This window comes from Intrasporangium sp. (assembly GCF_032907665.1).
Classification (GTDB): domain Bacteria; phylum Actinomycetota; class Actinomycetes; order Actinomycetales; family Dermatophilaceae; genus Intrasporangium.
The window spans coordinates 1-17,346 of the sequence record NZ_JAJJPG010000033.1 but is presented as its reverse complement, the minus strand read 5'-3'; the positions used below and the strand labels follow the sequence as shown (position 1 = coordinate 17,346).

At 70.8% G+C, this 17,346-nt stretch carries 15 protein-coding genes; 7 read left to right on the top strand and 8 right to left on the bottom strand.

What is annotated here, in order from left to right; genetic code table 11:
• Positions 1-79: 79 nt before the first annotated feature.
• The 6 genes from whiA (at position 80) to LOY02_RS07310 (ending at position 5,070) form a co-directional block, all read left to right on the top strand.
• A complete protein-coding gene (gene whiA, locus LOY02_RS07335; RefSeq protein WP_317181684.1) occupies positions 80-1,060 on the top strand; it encodes a DNA-binding protein WhiA in 981 nt (326 codons plus the stop codon).
• 131 nt (positions 1,061-1,191) lie between these two features.
• Positions 1,192-2,196, top strand: coding sequence for a type I glyceraldehyde-3-phosphate dehydrogenase (gap, locus tag LOY02_RS07330; RefSeq protein WP_317181683.1), 1,005 nt, complete (start codon positions 1,192-1,194; stop codon positions 2,194-2,196).
• Positions 2,197-2,215: 19 nt separating this feature from the next.
• Positions 2,216-3,514, top strand: coding sequence for a phosphoglycerate kinase (locus tag LOY02_RS07325; protein WP_317181682.1), 1,299 nt, complete (start codon positions 2,216-2,218; stop codon positions 3,512-3,514).
• A complete protein-coding gene (tpiA, locus tag LOY02_RS07320) occupies positions 3,514-4,323 on the top strand; it encodes a triose-phosphate isomerase (protein WP_317181681.1) in 810 nt (269 codons plus the stop codon). Before LOY02_RS07325 ends, tpiA begins: the two co-directional genes overlap by 1 nt.
• A 137-nt stretch (positions 4,324-4,460) precedes the next feature.
• Positions 4,461-4,706: a preprotein translocase subunit SecG gene (gene secG / locus LOY02_RS07315; RefSeq protein WP_317181680.1), complete on the top strand. Its 246-nt coding sequence runs from the start codon at positions 4,461-4,463 to the stop codon at positions 4,704-4,706.
• A 13-nt stretch (positions 4,707-4,719) separates the two neighbouring features.
• Positions 4,720-5,070: an RNA polymerase-binding protein RbpA gene (locus LOY02_RS07310; RefSeq protein WP_317181679.1), complete on the top strand. Its 351-nt coding sequence runs from the start codon at positions 4,720-4,722 to the stop codon at positions 5,068-5,070.
• 171 nt (positions 5,071-5,241) lie between these two features.
• On the opposite strand, the gene pgl is transcribed toward LOY02_RS07310, so the two are convergent.
• Genes pgl through tkt form a run of 6 tightly spaced genes read right to left on the bottom strand, consistent with a single transcriptional unit; the run spans position 5,242 to position 13,854 of the window.
• Positions 5,242-5,976 (bottom strand): 6-phosphogluconolactonase, encoded by a 735-nt coding sequence (gene pgl, locus LOY02_RS07305; protein WP_317181678.1) that lies wholly within the window; start codon positions 5,974-5,976, stop codon positions 5,242-5,244.
• Positions 5,973-7,241, bottom strand: coding sequence for a glucose-6-phosphate dehydrogenase assembly protein OpcA (locus LOY02_RS07300; protein WP_317181677.1), 1,269 nt, complete (start codon positions 7,239-7,241; stop codon positions 5,973-5,975). The genes pgl and LOY02_RS07300 overlap by 4 nt, the downstream gene beginning before the upstream one ends.
• Positions 7,238-8,779, bottom strand: coding sequence for a glucose-6-phosphate dehydrogenase (gene zwf / locus LOY02_RS07295; RefSeq protein ID WP_317181676.1), 1,542 nt, complete (start codon positions 8,777-8,779; stop codon positions 7,238-7,240). Before zwf ends, LOY02_RS07300 begins: the two co-directional genes overlap by 4 nt.
• On the bottom strand, positions 8,776-10,410 hold the full coding sequence (locus LOY02_RS07290) for a glucose-6-phosphate isomerase (protein WP_317181675.1): 1,635 nt from the start codon (positions 10,408-10,410) through the stop codon (positions 8,776-8,778). Before LOY02_RS07290 ends, zwf begins: the two co-directional genes overlap by 4 nt.
• Positions 10,407-11,519 carry a transaldolase gene (tal, locus tag LOY02_RS07285; RefSeq protein ID WP_317181674.1) on the bottom strand — a complete coding sequence of 371 codons (1,113 nt, stop codon included), beginning with the start codon at positions 11,517-11,519 and terminating at the stop codon, positions 10,407-10,409. The genes LOY02_RS07290 and tal overlap by 4 nt, the downstream gene beginning before the upstream one ends.
• 4 nt (positions 11,520-11,523) lie before the next feature.
• The gene (gene tkt, locus LOY02_RS07280; protein ID WP_317181673.1) at positions 11,524-13,854 is read right to left on the bottom strand and encodes a transketolase; all 2,331 of its coding nucleotides are present in this window, start codon (positions 13,852-13,854) and stop codon (positions 11,524-11,526) included.
• Positions 13,855-14,054: 200 nt separating this feature from the next.
• Between tkt and LOY02_RS07275 the strand changes: the two genes are divergently transcribed.
• Positions 14,055-15,032, top strand: a complete 978-nt coding sequence (locus tag LOY02_RS07275; RefSeq protein WP_410505929.1) for a heme o synthase — start codon at positions 14,055-14,057, stop codon at positions 15,030-15,032.
• A 72-nt stretch (positions 15,033-15,104) separates the two neighbouring features.
• Here the strand turns inward: LOY02_RS07275 and LOY02_RS07270 are convergent, their stop codons facing one another.
• Together LOY02_RS07270 and LOY02_RS07265 are read right to left on the bottom strand one after the other, a co-directional pair.
• Positions 15,105-16,154, bottom strand: coding sequence for an NUDIX hydrolase (locus LOY02_RS07270; protein ID WP_317181671.1), 1,050 nt, complete (start codon positions 16,152-16,154; stop codon positions 15,105-15,107).
• Between the two features lie 20 nt (positions 16,155-16,174).
• The gene (locus LOY02_RS07265) at positions 16,175-17,101 is read right to left on the bottom strand and encodes a COX15/CtaA family protein (RefSeq protein ID WP_317181670.1); all 927 of its coding nucleotides are present in this window, start codon (positions 17,099-17,101) and stop codon (positions 16,175-16,177) included.
• Positions 17,102-17,346 lie beyond the last annotated feature (245 nt).

Below are 17,346 nucleotides of genomic sequence, written 5' to 3'. Positions count from 1 at the left end.
CATGCATGGCGCGGAGGGCGGCCCGTCGGTGCGACCGCATCGGACGCGAGCCGCCCGCGCGGATGGCAGGATGTCGAGCATGGCGATGACAGCGAAGGTGAAGGACGAGCTCTCGCGTCTGGACGTGACCAAGCCCTGCTGTCGCAAGGCCGAGGTGTCCACGATGCTCCGCTTCGCCGGCGGGCTGCACATCATCGGGGGGCAGATCGTCGTCGAGGCCGAGCTCGACACCGCGAACGCCGCTCGCCGGCTGCGGCGCAACATCAGCGAGGTCTACGGCCATCGCAGCGACGTCCTCGTCCTCGCCGCCGGTGGCCTGCGGCGCGGCTCACGCTACGTCGTCAGAGTCGTCGAGGACGGCGCGACGCTGGCCCGCCAGACCGGCCTCATCGACGCCCAGGGTCGCCCGGTTCGCGGCCTCCCGCCCAAGGTCGTCAGCGGTCCCACCTGCGACTCCGAGGCCGCCTGGCGAGGAGCCTTCCTCGCCCACGGCTCCCTCACCGAGCCGGGTCGGTCGTCCGCCCTGGAGATCACCTGCCCCGGGCCCGAGGCGGCCCTCGCACTCGTCGGAGCCGCCCGGCGCCTCGGCATCCAGTCGAAGGCTCGGGAGGTCCGGGGCGTCGACCGCGTCGTGATCCGGGACGGGGACGCCATCGGTGCGATGCTCACCCGCCTCGGCGCACACGACGCCGTCCTCGCCTGGGAGGAGCGGCGGATGCGGCGGGAGGTGCGCGCCACGGCCAATCGACTCGCCAACTTCGACGACGCCAACCTGCGTCGCTCCGCGCGTGCCGCCGTGGCCGCCGGGGCGCGCGTCGAGCGGGCCATGGAGATCCTCGGGGACGAGGTGCCTGATCACCTGCGCGAGGCGGGCGTGCTCCGCCTCGAGAACAAGCAGGCCAGCCTGGAGGAGCTCGGCCAGCTGGCCAAGCCGGCCATGACCAAGGACGCCGTGGCCGGGCGGATCCGGCGCCTGCTCGCCATGGCCGACAAGCGGGCCGAGGAGCTCGGCATTCCGGGCACGGACGCCAACCTCACCCCGGAGATGCTCGACGGCTGACCCCGCTTCGACGTGACTCACCCCACCGGGCGAAGGGGCCGCATGTGGGTACGGACTAGGGTTGAGGGGCGGGCGTCGCACGCCGCGACCGCCGCCGACCAACGAAGTCCCACCCCGAGAGGTGCACAGCAGTGACCATTCGCGTAGGCATCAACGGCTTCGGCCGCATCGGACGCAACTTCCTCCGCGCCGCCCTGGCATCCGGGGCCGACCTCGAGGTCGTTGCCACGAACGACCTCATGGACAACAAGACCCTGGCCCACCTGCTGAAGTACGACAGCATCCTCGGCAGGTTCCCCGGCGACGTGAGCTACGACGAGACGTCGATCACCGTCGACGGCAAGGCGATCCGCGTCTTCGAGGAGCGCGACCCGGCCCAGATCGACTGGGCCGCGGTGGGAGCCGACGTCATCGTCGAGTCGACCGGCTTCTTCACCGACGCGCAGAAGGCCAGGGCCCACCTCGACGGAGGGGCGAAGAAGGTGATCATCTCGGCGCCGGCGAAGAACGAGGACATCACCATCGTCATGGGCGTCAACGACGACCTCTACGACGCAGCCGAGCACACCATCATCTCCAACGCGTCGTGCACGACGAACTGCCTCGCGCCGATGGCGAAGGTCATGCACGACGAGTTCGGCATCGTCAAGGGCCTCATGACGACGATCCACGCCTACACGGCGGACCAGAACCTCCAGGACGGACCGCACCGCGACCTGCGGCGGGCCCGCGCGGCCGCGCTCAACATCGTCCCGACGACGACAGGCGCCGCCAAGGCGATCGGCCTCGTGCTGCCCGACCTCAAGGGCAAGCTCGACGGCTTCGCGCTGCGGGTGCCGACACCGACCGGGTCGGCGACCGACCTCACCTTCGAGGCCGGTCGGGAGACCAGCGTCGAGGAGGTCAACGCCGCCGTCAAGGCTGCCGCCGAGGGCCCGCTCAAGGGCTACCTCGTCTACACCGAGGACCCCATCGTCTCCAAGGACATCGAGACCGACCCGGCGTCCTGCATCTTCGACGCCGGCCTGACCCGGGTGATCGGGAACCAGGTCAAGGTCGTCGGCTGGTACGACAACGAGTGGGGCTACTCCAACCGCCTCGTCGACATCGTCAAGCTCGTCGGCCAGTCGCTCTGACCACCGAAGAGGCAGCCCCGTGAAGACGATTGGCGACCTCGGGGACCTGCGCGGCAAGCGCGTCCTCGTCCGCTCCGACCTCAACGTCCCGCTCGAGCAGACCGACCAGGGCACGACGATCACCGACGACGGGCGCATCCGTGCGTCAGCGCCGACGATCAAGATGCTCTCCGAGATGGGCGCCCGCGTCATCGTGTGCGCCCACCTCGGCCGACCCAAGGGCGAGCCCGACCCGAAGTACTCCCTGGCTCCCGTGGCGCGCCGACTCGGCGACCTCCTCGGCACCCCCGTGACCTTCGCCGAGGACACCGTCGGTGAGCGCGCGAAGGCGGCCGTCGAGGCGCTCGAGGACGGGGGTGTGGTCCTGCTCGAAAACCTCCGCTTCAACGCGGGTGAGACCGCGAAGACCGACGCGGACCGGGCCGAGTTCGCCGAGGCGCTGGCCTCCCTCGCCGACATCTTCGTCTCCGACGGCTTCGGCGTGGTGCATCGGGCACAGGCCTCCGTCTACGACGTCGCCCGGCTCCTCCCACATGCCACCGGGGGACTCGTCGAGGCCGAGGTCAACGTGCTCCGCCGGCTGACTCGGGACCCCGAGCGCCCCTACGCTGTCGTGCTCGGCGGGGCCAAGGTGTCCGACAAGCTCGGCGTCATCGGCAACCTCCTCGGCACCGCGGACCGGCTCCTCATCGGGGGCGGCATGGTCTTCACCTTCCTCGCGGCGAAAGGTCTCGAGGTCGGCAGGAGCCTGCTCGAATCGGACCAGGTCGACACCGTGCGGGGCTACCTCGAGCGCGCAGAGCAGGAAGGCGTCGAGATCGTCCTGCCCGTCGACATCGTCGTCGCCGACGACTTCAGCGCCGACGCTGCACACGACGTCGTCGCCGTCGACGCGATCCCCGCCGACCGGATGGGACTCGACATCGGGCCCCAGTCCGCTGCTCTCTTCGCATCGAAGCTGGCCGACTGCCGCACGGTGTTCTGGAACGGTCCGATGGGGGCCTTCGAGATGGAGCCCTTCGCCGCGGGGACCAAGGCTCTCGCGCAGGCGCTGGCGGACGTCACCAGCGACGGGGCGCTCACGGTCGTCGGAGGTGGCGACTCCGCGGCCGCCGTCCGTCAGCTCGGCTTCGCCGACACCGACTTCGGCCACATCTCCACGGGCGGCGGCGCGAGCCTCGAGTACCTCGAGGGCACGGAGCTGCCGGGGCTCACCGTTCTCGATGATGATGACGACGACATCAGTGTGAGTGGCCCTGTGAGTGGAAGTGGCAGCACCAGTGACGGCGCTGCGGCGGGGTCGGGGGCGAGCGACTGATGGCCCGGCAGAAGCCAGTCGGTCGTGTTCCGCTCATGGCCGGCAACTGGAAGATGAATCTCGACCATCTCCAGGCAACCCACCTCGTCCAGAAGCTCGACTGGACGCTCCGTGACGCCAAGCACGACTACGACGCCGTCGAGGTCGCCGTGCTGCCGCCGTTCACCGACCTCAGGTCAGTCCAGACGCTCGTCGAGGGCGACCGGCTGCGGCTGCGCTATGGCGCGCAGGACCTGTCGCCCCACACTGCCGGCGCCTACACCGGCGACATCTCGGGGGCGTTCCTCAAGAAGCTCGGCTGCACCTATGTCGTCGTCGGCCACAGCGAGCGGCGCGAGGGACACCACGAGACCGACGACGTGGTCGCTGCGAAGGTCCGGGCGGCCTACGCCCATGACCTCACGCCGATCCTCTGCTGCGGCGAGGCCCTCGACGTCCGCAAGGAGGGCCGCCAGGTCGAGCACGTGGTCGCGCAGCTGCGCGCTGCCCTCGAGGGCGTGCCCAGGGAGCAGGCCGCGAGCATCGTCATCGCCTACGAGCCGATCTGGGCCATCGGGACGGGTGAGGTGGCCACTCCCGAGGACGCCCAGGAGGTGTGTGCTGCGATCCGCACCCTGCTCGCGGAGCTGTACACCGGCGACCTCGCCGACGGCGTGCGCGTCCTCTACGGCGGAAGCGTCAAGGCCGCGAACGTCGCGGCGATCATGACGATGGAGGACGTCGACGGGGCGCTGGTCGGGGGAGCGTCCATCGACCCGGCCGAGTTCGCGTCGATCTGCCGTTACCGCGACCATCTCACCGCGACCTGACGCGAGGTCGCCAGGCCGAGACGAAGCGATGCCTGTTCGGCTCATCCGGCCGGGGAAGGTATCCTGTGCCGAGCCCCACAAAAGGCTGGCGACCCGACGGGAACCACCCCCCGTAACCGACGATTTGGAGTGACCACGTGGATGCGGTTCGCATCGTGCTGCAGGTCCTGCTGGTGCTGTCCAGCCTGATCCTGACCCTGTTCATCCTGCTGCACAAGGGCAAGGGTGGCGGACTGTCCGACATGTTCGGCGGAGGCATGTCCACCTCGCTCGGCGGGTCGTCGGTCGCCGAGCGCAACCTCGACCGCTTCACCGTCGCCGTCGCGACCGTGTGGGCTGCGGCGATCATCGGACTGGGCCTGCTGGCCCGTTTCCAGACCTGAGAGGACGGGTTGCATGGCGAGCGGTAACGCTATTCGAGGGAGCCGGGTCGGCGCCGGGCCGATGGGCGAGGCGGAGCGCGGAGACGCGGCCCCCCGGGTCTACGTGTCCTACTGGTGCTCCAACGGCCACGAGACCCGGCCGAGCTTCGCCGAGGAGCCCGGGATGGTGGTGCCCGACCTCTGGGACTGCCCGCGCTGCGGTTTTCCGGCCGGTCCGGACCAGGACAACCCCCCGGCTCCGCCGAAGGTCGAGCCCTACAAGACCCACCTCGCCTACGTCAAGGAGCGTCGCAGTGACGCCGACGGCGCCGCGATCCTCGACGAAGCGCTGTCGAGCCTCCGCGAGCGGGGCCTCATCCAGTGAGACGCTTCGTGGGGTTGCTCTGACCCACTGACCCGGGGTAGCGCCCACCACGCACCTGACGTATGCCGCTCAGCGGAGACCCGCTCAGCGGCATACGTCTGTGTTGTGGTGGGTTCCCGGGGGCTCACACTGGCCCGGCCGGCTCGGCTGGGTCGGTGGGCAAGATCGGGGTCAGCGCAGCCGCGCGGCGGCGGCCGCATCGACGAGCCAGCGCGTTGCCTCCGTGCCCTTGGGTGCGGAAGCGGGCACGTCCCAGCGGTCGGTCCCGGGCGAAAGGGCCGCCGCGACAGCCTCTGCCTTGTCCGCGCCCGCCACGAGGAACCACACCTCCCGGGCGCGAGCCAGGCACTCGAAGGTGAGGGACACGCGGTCAGGTGGCGGCTTCGGAGAGTTGTGCACTGCAACCGCTGGCGTACCGGTGGCGCGCTGGGCGTCATGGTGCGGGAAGAGCGAGGCGACGTGCCCGTCCGGACCGACGCCGAGGATGACGACGTCGAACGCGCCCGCGCCATGGTCGCGCAACGTCTGGGCGTAGGCGTCCGCACTCGCCTCTGCGCTGTCGGAGTCGTCGGGCCCGGGGACGCGATGCACCTTGGCCTCGTCGAGGCCGAGAGTGGACAGGCCGGCTGCGTCGTTCTGGGTGTCGTTGCGGTCGGCATCGCCACGGGGCAGGTAGCGCTCGTCACCCCACCACACCCGCACCCTGTCCCAGTCCACGGCGCTGCGGCCCGGCACCTGCGTGAGCGACGTGATGATCTGGGAGCCGAGCGACCCACCGGTGAGCGCGATCTGGGCTTCGGGGGAGCGGGTCTGGGCGTCGACGAGGGCCACGACGAGGCGCGCCGCGGCGGCGTCTGCGAGGGACTGCTGGTCCGGGTGAACGACGACGACGGGCTCGGGGGTCATGTCGAGGCCTTCCTGGTCGTGGACTTCGTGGCGGACTGTGTCGCTGGTTTCGTGGCGGACGTGCTCGTGGACCTCTTGGTCGACTTCGTGGCGGCCTTCGTGGCGGCCTTGTTTGTGGAGCGCCGGGACGCCTGCTCCTGCTCGCGGGGCGTCCGCTTGCCGGCGAGCTTGCGCACCGTTGCGGCGTGCACCTCACCCGTCTCGGAGCGCTCCGGGGCGGGTGGTGCGGTGATCATCGCCATCGCCTCCTTGGCCGAGTCGTCCCGGCCGAGCCGCGCGGCGAGCCGACGAGCCTCGGCGGGGTCCGGTGCCTTGCCGGCCCGGGCCGCCTCCGCGGCGGAGAGCCGCACCGGAGTGAGCTTGTCCATTCCGCGCAGGAGCGCGTCCTCATAGGTGTCGTCCGGATCGAGGCGGCGCAGCTCGTCGGCGAGGATCTCCTGGGACCCGCGTCGGGGGAGGGTGATGCGCCGGTCGGGCTGCCCGGGCTGCGAGAGGGTCGCGATGGTGTCACCCGGGCGGACGAGGTCGATGGGGCCGCTCCGGCGCTCGAGGCGCACGGCGCTGATGCCCGAGCCACGGGGGGTCGCCACGCGCTGGACCGGGACCTTGAGCCGATGCGCGAGCCAGGCGGCGAGCAGGTCGGTCGACGGGGAGTCCGGTGCCCCGGAGACGACCGCTCTGGTCACCTGCTCGTACGGCGGCTGGTCGAGTGCCGCGGCGAGCAGTCCGCGCCAGCGCGTGATGCGGGTCCAGGACAGGTCGGTGTCGCCGGGTTGGTACGACGAGGCGCGCTTCTTGAGCACGAGGCGGGAGTTCCGGTGCTGGGCAGCATCGGTGATCCGCCGCTGGGCCATGGCTCCGATCGGGTCGTTGGCCACGTCCGCTGGAGCCTCGCCCGGCCACCACGCGACGATGGGGGAGTCGGGCAGGAGCAGGGGGGTGACGACACTCGGCCCGTGCTTCGCCAACGGCCCGTAGAGCCGCAGGACGACGATCTCGCTCGCACCGGCGTCGCCGCCGAGTCGGATCTGTGCGTCGAGTCGGTTGCGTCCGCGCCGGTCGCCCGCGATGAGCACGATGATCCGGCAAGGGTGCTGGCGGCTCGCGTGGTTGGCCACATCGATCGCGTCGGACGCGTCCGTGTCGTCGACGACGACGACGAGCGTCAGCACCCGACCGAGGGCCATGGCACCGACCTCGTTGCGGGTCCGGACCAGGGTCTTGCTGATCTCGGTCGTCGTCGTGTCGGTGAGGTCCCGGATCATGGCATCCTCCAGGTCCGCCCGTCGCGGGCGAGCATCGCGTGCGCCGACGCGGGTCCCCACGTTCCGGCGGTGTACTGCTCCGGCTTGCCCGTGCGCGCCCAGTGCTTGATGAGAGGGTCGAGGATGCGCCAGGACAGCTCGACCTCCTCGTGGCGGGGGAAGAGCGGGGGATCCCCCAGGAGGACGTCGAGGATGAGGCGCTCGTAGGCCTCGGGAGACGCCTCGGTGAAGGAGGACCCGTAACCGAAGTCCATGGTCACGTCCCGGATGTCCATCTGGCCGCCGGGCACCTTGGAGCCGAAGCGGATCGTGACTCCCTCGTCGGGCTGGACGCGGATGACGATGGCGTTCTCGCCCAGCTCCTCGGTCGCGGTGTGCGCGAAGGGGAGGTGTGGCGCCCGCTTGAAGACCACGGCGATCTCCGTCACCCGCTTGCCCAACCGCTTGCCGGCCCGCAGGTAGAAGGGCACACCCGCCCATCGGCGGGTGTCGACCTCGAGCGTCACCGCGGCGAAGGTCTCGGTCGCGGAGTCCGGGTCGACCCCGTCCTCCTCGAGATAGCCGACGACCTCCGTGGCGCCCTGCCACCCCGCGGCGTACTGTCCGCGGGCGGCGTGGGTGTCGAGGTTGCCCGGGAGGCGGACAGCGGACAGCACCTTCTCCTTCTCCGCGCGCAGGTCGCCGGCGTCGAACGAGACCGGCTCCTCCATCGCCGTGAGAGCGAGGAGCTGGAGCAGGTGGTTCTGGATGACGTCGCGCGCCGCGCCGATGCCGTCGTAGTAGCCCGCCCGCCCACCGATGCCGATGTCCTCGGCCATGGTGATCTGCACGTGGTCGACGTAGTGGGCGTTCCAGACCGGCTCGAAGAGCTGGTTGGCGAACCGGAGGGCGAGCAGGTTCTGCACCGTCTCCTTGCCGAGGTAGTGGTCGATCCGGAAGATGCAGTCCGGCGGGAAGACCTTCTCGACGATCCGGTTGAGCTCCTGCGCACTGCGCAGGTCGTGGCCGAAGGGCTTCTCGATGACGACGCGCCGCCACGCGTCGCCCGGTGACGTCGTGAGTTCCGAGCGCTCGAGCTCCTGGCAGACCGGGGCGAAGAACGCAGGCGGAATGGAGAGGTAGAAGGCGTGGTTGCCACCGGTTCCCCGATCGGCGTCGAGCTCCCGGACGGTCTGCGCGAGCAGGTCGAACGCGGCGGGGTCGTCGAAGGTGCCCGGCACGAAGCGGAAGCCCTCCGACAGGTTGCGCCACACGTCCTCGCTGAACGGCGTGCGAGCGTGCTCCCGCACGGCGTCGTGGACGACCCGGCCGAAGTCCTGGGTGGCCCAGTCGCGTCGGGCGAAGCCGACGAGCGAGAAGCCCGGAGGGAGCAGTCCCCGGTTGGCGAGGTCGTAGATCGCCGGCATGAGCTTCTTGCGCGCGAGGTCGCCGGTGACGCCGAAGAGGACCAGTCCACAGGGGCCGGCGATGCGGGGGAGACGCTTGTCCTCCGGCTCCCGGAGCGGGTTGACACCACGTGCCACCCGCGCCGGACTCATCCGTGATCTCCTGCCTGGAGGGCCTCTCGGACCTGGTCCAGGCCGGCGTCGTGGTCGGTCAGATGGAGCTGGAGGACGGGTCGTCCGTGCTCCGCGAGGACCCGTGCGTCGCCGCCGGCCTGTGCGGCGATGAACTGCCCGAACGTGAAGTCCCGGCCAGGCACCGACAGGTCGTCGCGGGGAGCGGCCGTGATCTGGACGTAGACGCCGACCGCCGGCCCGCCCTTGTGGAACTGCCCGGTCGAGTGGAGGAAGCGCGGACCCCAGCCGAACGTCGCCGGTCGTCCACTGCGGCGGGCGAGCGCCGGCCGGCAGTCGGCGAGCTCGGCGTCAGCAACCCGGTCGAGGTAGGCCATGACCGCGACGTAGCCGCGCTCGGGAACCTGGCCCAACAGCTTCTCCACGGCGTCAGCGACGGACGCGCCTTCAGCTGGTGGCTGACCGAGCCAGTCGCCCCCGAGCGCACGGACCTCTACCGCACCGTCGACGAAGACCGGGGGGGCGGCGTCGCCGACGCCCTGGTCGAGCAGCTCCCGTGCGGCCTGCTTCGCCGACTCGACGTCGGGCTGGTCGAAGGGATTGATACCGAGCAGGCGTCCGGCCACGGCGGTCGCAGCCTCCCAGAGCAGCAGCTGCGCGCCGAGGGTCCCGCCGACCCGGACGGAGTCGTCCGACGGGCGCGTCTCGTCGTCGGCCGCCACGAGGTGTGCGACGAGGACGTCCGGGGGAGGCGTGAGCACCTCTGGAGCCTGCGCAGACTCGACGACGACGGGAAGCACGCCGGTGCCACCCTTGCCCGTGGACTCCGCGATGAGCTGCTCGGCCCAGTCGGCGAGACCGACGATCGCGGACCCGTCATCGAGCAGGACGAGCTTGTCGCGGAGCGGAGTGGTGCCACCCATCGCGGCCCCGAGCCGCAGGACCGGGTTGGCGGGGTCGTCGGCCGCGAGCAGGTCCGAGACGGACTCTGCCTCGTCGAGCAGGGCCGAGACGTCGACCCCGGCGAGTCCGCTCGGCACGAGGCCGAAGGCGGTCAGGGCGGAGTAGCGTCCCCCGACGTCAGGATCGGCATTGACGACCCGGTAGCCCTTCGCCCGGGCGTCGCCGTCGAGCGGGCTCCCGGGATCGGTGACGACGACGATCCGGGCGGCCGGGTCGATTCCGGCGTCGGTGAAAGCCTGCTCGAAGGCACGTCGCTGGGAGTCGGTCTCGACGGTCGAGCCCGACTTGCTCGAGACGACGACGACCGTGTGCTCGAGGTCGTCCTCGACGGTCCGGCGCACGACGTCCGGGTCTGACGAGTCGAGCACGACCAAGGGCTTGCCGGCGGTGGCGCAGATGACCTCGGGTGCGAGCGAGGACCCGCCCATGCCGCAGAGGACGACGCGGCCCAGGCCCTCCGAGGCGAGGCTGTCCCGCAGTGCTGCGATCTCCCCGACGAGCGGCCTGGACGATCGCGCGAGGCCGACCCAGGACAGGCGGATGCGTGCCTCGGGCTCGGCCTCGGGGCCCCACAGGCTCGCGTCCTGGGCGAAGAGCCGACTGGCGACCGAGTCGCGGACGAGGTCGGGGACATGCTGTTCGATGGCGTCCGCAGCTGCTCCGGACGCGCTCACGGACAGCGAGGTCATGCCCGCACCTTCTCCATCTCCTCGGCGACCCCGTCGAGGAGCTCACCCCAGGACTTCTCGAACTTGTCGACGCCCTCCTTCTCGAGGAGCTCGACGACGTCGGTGTACGAGATCCCCTGGGCGGCCAGCGCATCGAGGACCGCAGCCGCGTCGGCGTAGGCACCGGTGATGGTGTCGCCGCGGATCTCGGCATGCTCCGCGGTCGCCTCGAGGGTCTTGCCGGGCATCGTGTTGACCACGCCCGGGGCGACGAGCTCGGTGACGTACAGCGTGTCGGGATACGCGGGGTCCTTGACCCCTGTCGAGGCCCAGAGTGGACGCTGCGCGTTGGCGCCCTCGTCGGCGAGGCTGCGCCACCGCGGCGTGCTGAAGACCTCCTCGAAAGCCTGGTAGGCGAGCCGGGCGTTGGCGACACCGGCCCTGCCCCGCAGCGCCCTCGCCTCGTCGGTCCCCAGGGCGTCGAGGCGTTGGTCGACCTCGGTGTCCACGCGCGAGACGAAGAACGACGCGACCGAGTGGATCGTCGACAGCTCCTTCCCAGCGGCGTGGGCCCTCTCCAGGCCCTCGAGGTAGGCGTTCATGACGGCCCGGTAGCGGTCGAGCGAGAAGATCAGGGTGACGTTGACACTGATCCCCTCCGCCGTGGCGGCCGTGATCGCAGGGAGCCCCGCCATGGTCGCCGGGATCTTGATGAGCACGTTGGGCCGGTCCACATCGGCATACATCTGCTTGGCCTGGTCGATGGTGGCCTCGGTGTCGTGTGCGAGACGTGGGTCGACCTCGATGGAGCACCGGCCGTCGACTCCACCGGTGCGGTCGTAGATCGGGCGGAACAGGTCGCAGGCCTCGCGCACGTCGGCCGTCGTCAGCTCGTGCACGACCTCCTCGACACTCTTGTCCGCACCCGTCAGCGCGGCGAGGTCGTCGTTGTAGCGGTCTCCCTTGGACAGGGCGGCCTGGAAGATCGACGGGTTGGAGGTCAGCCCGACGACGTTGCGCTCCTCGACGAGCTCGGCGATCTTGCCGGTCTCGAGCAGCTCTCGGGACAGGTCGTCGAGCCAGATCGAGACGCCGGCTTCGGACAGGGCCTGGGTGTTCGGGTTCGTCATGTGATCACTTCCCCTTCGAGGTGTGGGCTGTCGCCGACTTCTTGGCGGCGGCCCGGGGACTCGAGCTGGACACGTCGGTGTCGCCGCCCGAGCTTCGCTTGCGCGGGTTGGTCTCGGTGATGGCGGGGGCGTGGACCTCGGCAGCGGCCGCCTTGATCGAGTCCTTGGCAGCCCGCACGACGGCGTCGGCCGTGATACCGAACTCCCGGAAGATGGTCTGGTAGTCGGCTGACGCCCCGAAGTGCTCGAGGCTGATCGTGCGGCCGGCGTCCCCGACGATGTCGTGCCAGCCCATCGAGACGCCCGCCTCGACGCTGACGCGGGCACGCACCCGCGGCGGCAGCACCTTGTCCTGGTAGGACTTCGACTGCTTCTCGAACCACTCACGACAGGGCATCGACACGACACGGGTCGCGATCCCGGACTTCTCGAGTCGCTCAGCTGCCTGCACGGCGAGCTGCACCTCCGAGCCCGTCCCGACGAGGATGACGTCCGGCTCGCCAGGTCGTGACTCCTCGACGAGGACGTAGGCACCCTTGGCCACTCCGCTCGTCTTGCCGTGGACGGACCGGTCGAAGGTCGGGACAGGTTGACGCGTGAGCGCGAGGGCGGTCGGCCCGGTCGCGTTGGTCAGCAGGTGGGCCCAGGCCGCCGCGGTCTCGTTGGCGTCGGCAGGGCGCACGACGTCGAGCCCGGGGATGGCCCGCAGCGCCGCCAGGTGCTCGACGGGTTGGTGGGTGGGGCCGTCCTCGCCGAGCCCGATCGAGTCGTGCGTCCACACGTACGTGACGGGGAGCTGCTGCAACGCGGCGAGTCGGACGGCCGGACGCATGTAGTCGGAGAACACGAGGAAGGTCCCCCCGTAGGGCTTGGTGAGGCCCTCGAGGGCCATCCCGTTGAGGATCATGCCCATGCCGTGCTCGCGGATGCCGAAGTGGAGGGTGCGTCCGTAGGGGTGGCCCTTCCACGCATCGGTCTGCTTGGACGTCGGGATGAAGGAGGGCTCACCCTCCATCGTCGTGTTGTTCGACTCGGCGAGGTCGGCGGAGCCACCCCACAGCTCGGGCATGACGGGAGCGAGGGCGCTGAGGACCTTGCCCGATGCCGCGCGGGTGGCCAGCCCCTTCTCGTCGGCGGGGAAGGTGGGCAGCGCCTTGGCCAGCCCGTCCGGCGCGCGGCCGGCGACGACGCGGTCGAGGAGCGCGGCCCGGTCGGGGTTGGCCTTGCGCCAGGCCTGGTAGGACCTGTCCCACTCCCGGTGGACCGCCTTGCCCCGTTTCACGACCTCGCGGGCCCGCTTGAGCACGGCAGGCTCGACGACGAACGACTTCTTCGGGTCGAACCCGAGCAGCTGCTTCGTGGCCGCGACCTCCTCCTCGCCGAGGGCCGAGCCGTGGGACTTGCCCGTGTCCTGCTTGGTCGGGGCGGGCCAGGCGATGATCGTGCGCAGGATGACGAGGGTCGGCCGGTCGGTCACCTTCTCTCCCGAACGGATCGCCGCGAGGAGGGCGTCGACGTCCTCGACGTAGCTGTCGCCGTCACCGTCCCCGCGCCAGTCCACCGTGACGACGTGCCAGCCGTAGGCCTCGTAGCGCTGGGCGACGTCCTCGCTGAAGGCGATGTCGGTGTCGTCCTCGATGGAGATCTGGTTCGCGTCGTAGACCACGGTGAGGTTGCCGAGCTCGTGGTGGCCGGCGAGTGCGCTGGCCTCGTGGCTGACCCCCTCCTGGAGGTCCCCGTCGGATGCGATGACGTAGACGCGGTGGTCGAACGGGCTCGTCCCCCGCTTGGCGTCGGGGTCGTAGAGGCCCCGCTGCCGGCGCTGCGCCATGGCCATCCCGACGGCGGAGGCGAGGCCGGAGCCGAGGGGCCCCGTGGTGATCTCGACGCCCACGGTGTGGTGGACCTCCGGGTGGCCCGGTGTCTTCGAGCCCCACGTGCGCAGCGCCTTGAGGTCGTCGAGGCCGAGGCCGTAGCCGCTGAGGTAGAGCTGGATGTACTGCGTCAGGCTCGAGTGCCCGGCGGACAGGACGAAACGGTCCCGGCCCAGCCAGGCCGGGTCCGAGGGGTCGTGGCGCATGACGCTCTGGTAGAGCAGGTACGCCAGCGGAGCCAGCGACATTGCTGTGCCGGGGTGACCATTGCCGACCTTCTGGACGGCGTCGGCCGCGAGGATGCGGGCGGTGTCCACGGCGCGGACGTCGAGGTCGGTCCAGCCGGCCTTCCGGCAGACGGGACGGGCCAGACCGGTGTCGCGTCCCGCCAGGAGGTCCGCCGCCTTCCTCGCTCGGGTGGGCTTGCTCGCCGTGGCGGTTGCGCTGGTCGGAGTAGGCACGGGGACGGGTCTCCTTCTGGGCCAGATGTGGTGCGGCGCGTACGATCACGAGCCTAGTGCGTGCGGTGTGGCGCACGTCCGCGGTGCAGCAGCACCGCGCGACCCGCGCCGGGCTGGTCCCTTACCCGTCCGGGCTCGGGCTAGACTGCGGGCGGACCTGCCTGCACCCGGCGCGCCGGGCGTGTCGGGCGCGACGACGGATGACGAGGACTGCAGTGACAACGGTGGACCCCCGCGCCGACCTCTCGGCGCTACACGGTCCTGGCGGAAGCGGGCTGAGGTTCCTCGTCGGGCAGTACGTCTCGCTGATGAAGCCGCGGATCATCGAGCTGTTGCTCATCACGACGATCCCCGTGATGTTCCTTGCCGCGGGCGGCGTCCCCGATCTGTTCCTCGTGCTCGCCACCCTCGTCGGCGGCACCCTGTCCGCCGGCGCGGCCAACACGCTCAACTGTTACATCGACCGCGACATCGACGCGGTCATGCACCGCACGAGCAAGCGGCCGCTCGTCACCGGCACGATCAGCCCGCGTGGCGCGATGACCTTCGGCGTCGTCCTTGCGGTCGTGTCCACGCTGTGGCTGGGCCTGCTCGTCAACTGGCTGAGCGCCTGGCTCGCCCTCGCTGCCCTGCTCTTCTATGTCCTCGGCTACACGCTCCTGCTCAAGCGGCGCACGGCTCAGAACATCGTCTGGGGCGGCGCCGCGGGCTGCATGCCGGTGCTCATCGGGTGGTCGGCCGTGACGAACTCGCTCAGCTGGTCGGCCTTCATCCTCTTCATGGTGATCTTCTTCTGGACGCCGCCGCACTACTGGCCACTGTCGATGCGGTTCAAGCAGGACTACGCCAGGGCAGAGGTCCCGATGCTGCCCGTCGTCCAGCAGATGGTCGTCGTGGCCAGGCAGATCGCCGTCTACTCCTGGGCGATGGTGCTGACCTCCCTGGCGCTCATCCCGGTCGCCGGGATGGGCTGGATCTACACGGTTGCCGCCCTGGCCTCCGGTGCCCTCTTCCTCGCCGAGGCGCACCGGCTGCTCTCTGCGGCGCGCGCCGGTGCAGCGGAGTCGAAGCTGCGGCCGATGCGGCTGTTCCACTTCTCGATCACGTACCTGACGATCCTCTTCGTCGGCGTGGCCATCGACCCGATCTGGCACCTCGCGCTTCCCGGCCTCGCCTGACGTCCACTCCCCGCGCCGTGGCACCACGACGAGCCGTATGCCGCTCCGCGCGGTCGGCGAGCGGACGGGTCCTCACCCGCGGGGTTGCGTCTCGAGCGTGGGGTTCCCGTCCTCAAGGTAGAGCGCACCCGTGACCCGTGGGTCGCGTCGCCCGATGGAGCGGAGCAGCCGGACGGTGTAGGGCGCGACGCGCTGTGACCAGCACGCCTCGTCTGCCCAGTGCACCGCGCGGATCTCCCGGTGCTCGAGAACGACCCGATCGGCGAGGTCGGAGGGGGACGTGCCGAGGTCGAAGACGAGCAGGACGGCATCTCGCCAGCCGAGCCACGGCGGCAGCCAGTCGACGGCGAGCAGACTGCTCGGACGCACCGTGATCCGAAGCTCCTCCTCCACCTCCCGCACGAGGCAGTACGCGGGCGACTCACCGGGGTCGACGACGCCTCCGGGAAGGTCCCACTCGCGCTTGTAGGCGAGCTCGCACAGGAGCACGTCCCCGCGCTCGTTGCGCAGGACGCCCTGGGCGATGGCCCTCTTGACCGGGAGCGCGGAGTCGAGCATCGCGGTGAAGCCCTCGCGGGTGTCAGGGGTCGGGTCACTCCGGAGCCGGCCGAGGACGACGGTGTCGTGGGGCTCGCCGCGCAGGCGGGTGTTGGCGCGCAGCAGTCCCTCGCGGCGCAGCCCGGCCCTCAGGGCGACGCGCAGGGAGGACCGGTTGAGCGGGTTGACGTGCGCTTCGACCCGGGTCATCCCGAGCTCGGTGAAGGCGAAGTCGATGAGCAGGCGCACCGCACGGCTGGCGATGCCGCGGCTGCGGTAGGGCGCGTAGACGACCCAGGAGAGCGCCCCGACTCCCTCGGCTACCTGCCTGACGTCGACCGAGCCCGCGACCGTGCCCTCCCACTCCACGAGGAACGTCGCCTTGGAGCGGGAGTCGGCCCACTCGGCGTGCGTGCCGCGCACCCAGGCCGCGTGGCCCTCCCGGGTCGGGATGGTGGCCGGAACGTCGAACCACCGGGCGATCTCGGCGTCGTGAAGCAGCAGGGACGGCTCGACGTCGTCAGTCGTCCAGGGCCGCAGCAGGAGCTCACCGTCGCGCAGGACTGGCTGGTCGCTGTGGTCCACCACACCAACCTAGAGGGTGCTCACACGGGCTGGAGACGCATCTCCAGCACGCCCCAGGTCAGCGCGACGACGAGCAGGCTGGCCCCGAGCATGTGCAGCAGGACGAGGACCTCCGGCAGTCCGGTGAAGTACTGGACGTAGCCGATGAACCCCTGGGCGACGGTCACGTAGAGGACCGCGTCCCAGGCGCGTCTGGTGCTGGTGACGGTCGAGGTGAGCCGCACCGCGACGAGGGTCGCGATGACGAGGCCGACGAAGAGCATGACCGCGTCGGCGTGCATCCACGACACGAAGCGGGGGTCGAAACCCGTCCGCGCGGGCGTGTCGGCGTCGCCGGAGTGCGGCCCCGAACCCGTGACGACCGCGCCGAGGACGAGCACGACGGTCCCCACGCCGGTCGTGGCCCAGCCGAGACGGTGGGTCAGGGGGTGGACGGTGAGCTCTCCCGGGCCCGACGCGTCGTCCCGGGCTCCGCGCACGAGGGCCGTCGACAGGCCGATGAGGACCATCGAGACGAGGAAGTGGAACATCACGGTCCAGGGGTTGAGCCCGGTGCGGACCGTGATGCCCCCGACGACAGCCTGGGCGACGACGCCGGCGAGCACGCCGTAGGCCACGCGTCTCATCCGCCGCCGCTGCGGCCACGTCGTCACCACCGCCCACACGGACAGGAGGGCGAGCACGCCGAGCACGCCCGTCAGGGTGCGGTTCCCGAACTCGATGAGGTCGTGGTACGCGCTCTCGGGCGTGCGCACGGGCGTGAAGGATCCGGGTTGGCACTCCGGCCACGTGGAGCAGCCCAGGCCGCTCCCGGTGAGCCGGACGATCCCGCCGGTGACGACGATGCCGACCTCCGCCACGAGGTTCGCGACGAGGATGGGCCGCACCCACCGGCGCGGCAGGCGGGAGGTCGTCGGGCGGGGTGGGGCGGGCACGGACGTCGACACGTGAGAGAGCGTATGCCGCTGGGCTCGCCCCGCGTGCACGAGGGCCCACGTGCCGGCTCGAGTGGCCCCATTCTCCGCAGGGGAGAGGGCGCCAGTCACTCGAGTGGCCCGGTCCTCCACAGGGAGAGGGCGCCAGTCACTCGAGTGGCCCGGTCCTCCACAGCGATCAGCACGTGGAAGGTGGAGCCATGGCCACTCGACGCGGACGGTCGAGCGTTTGGGGCCACTCGACCCAGGAAGCGGGC

What these genes read in the sequence shown, in the direction of transcription:
- whiA (WP_317181684.1), top strand. Translation starts at nt 80, where the DNA reads ATGGCGATGACAGCGAAGGTGAAGGACGAGCTCTCGCGTCTGGACGTG.
- tpiA (WP_317181681.1), top strand. Translation starts at nt 3,514, where the DNA reads ATGGCCCGGCAGAAGCCAGTCGGTCGTGTTCCGCTCATGGCCGGCAAC.
- LOY02_RS07310 (WP_317181679.1), top strand. Translation starts at nt 4,720, where the DNA reads ATGGCGAGCGGTAACGCTATTCGAGGGAGCCGGGTCGGCGCCGGGCCG.
- pgl (WP_317181678.1), bottom strand. Translation starts at nt 5,976, where the DNA reads ATGACCCCCGAGCCCGTCGTCGTCGTTCACCCGGACCAGCAGTCCCTC.
- LOY02_RS07300 (WP_317181677.1), bottom strand. Translation starts at nt 7,241, where the DNA reads ATGATCCGGGACCTCACCGACACGACGACGACCGAGATCAGCAAGACC.
- zwf (WP_317181676.1), bottom strand. Translation starts at nt 8,779, where the DNA reads ATGAGTCCGGCGCGGGTGGCACGTGGTGTCAACCCGCTCCGGGAGCCG.
- LOY02_RS07290 (WP_317181675.1), bottom strand. Translation starts at nt 10,410, where the DNA reads ATGACCTCGCTGTCCGTGAGCGCGTCCGGAGCAGCTGCGGACGCCATC.
- tal (WP_317181674.1), bottom strand. Translation starts at nt 11,519, where the DNA reads ATGACGAACCCGAACACCCAGGCCCTGTCCGAAGCCGGCGTCTCGATC.
- LOY02_RS07275 (WP_410505929.1), top strand. Translation starts at nt 14,055, where the DNA reads ATGACGAGGACTGCAGTGACAACGGTGGACCCCCGCGCCGACCTCTCG.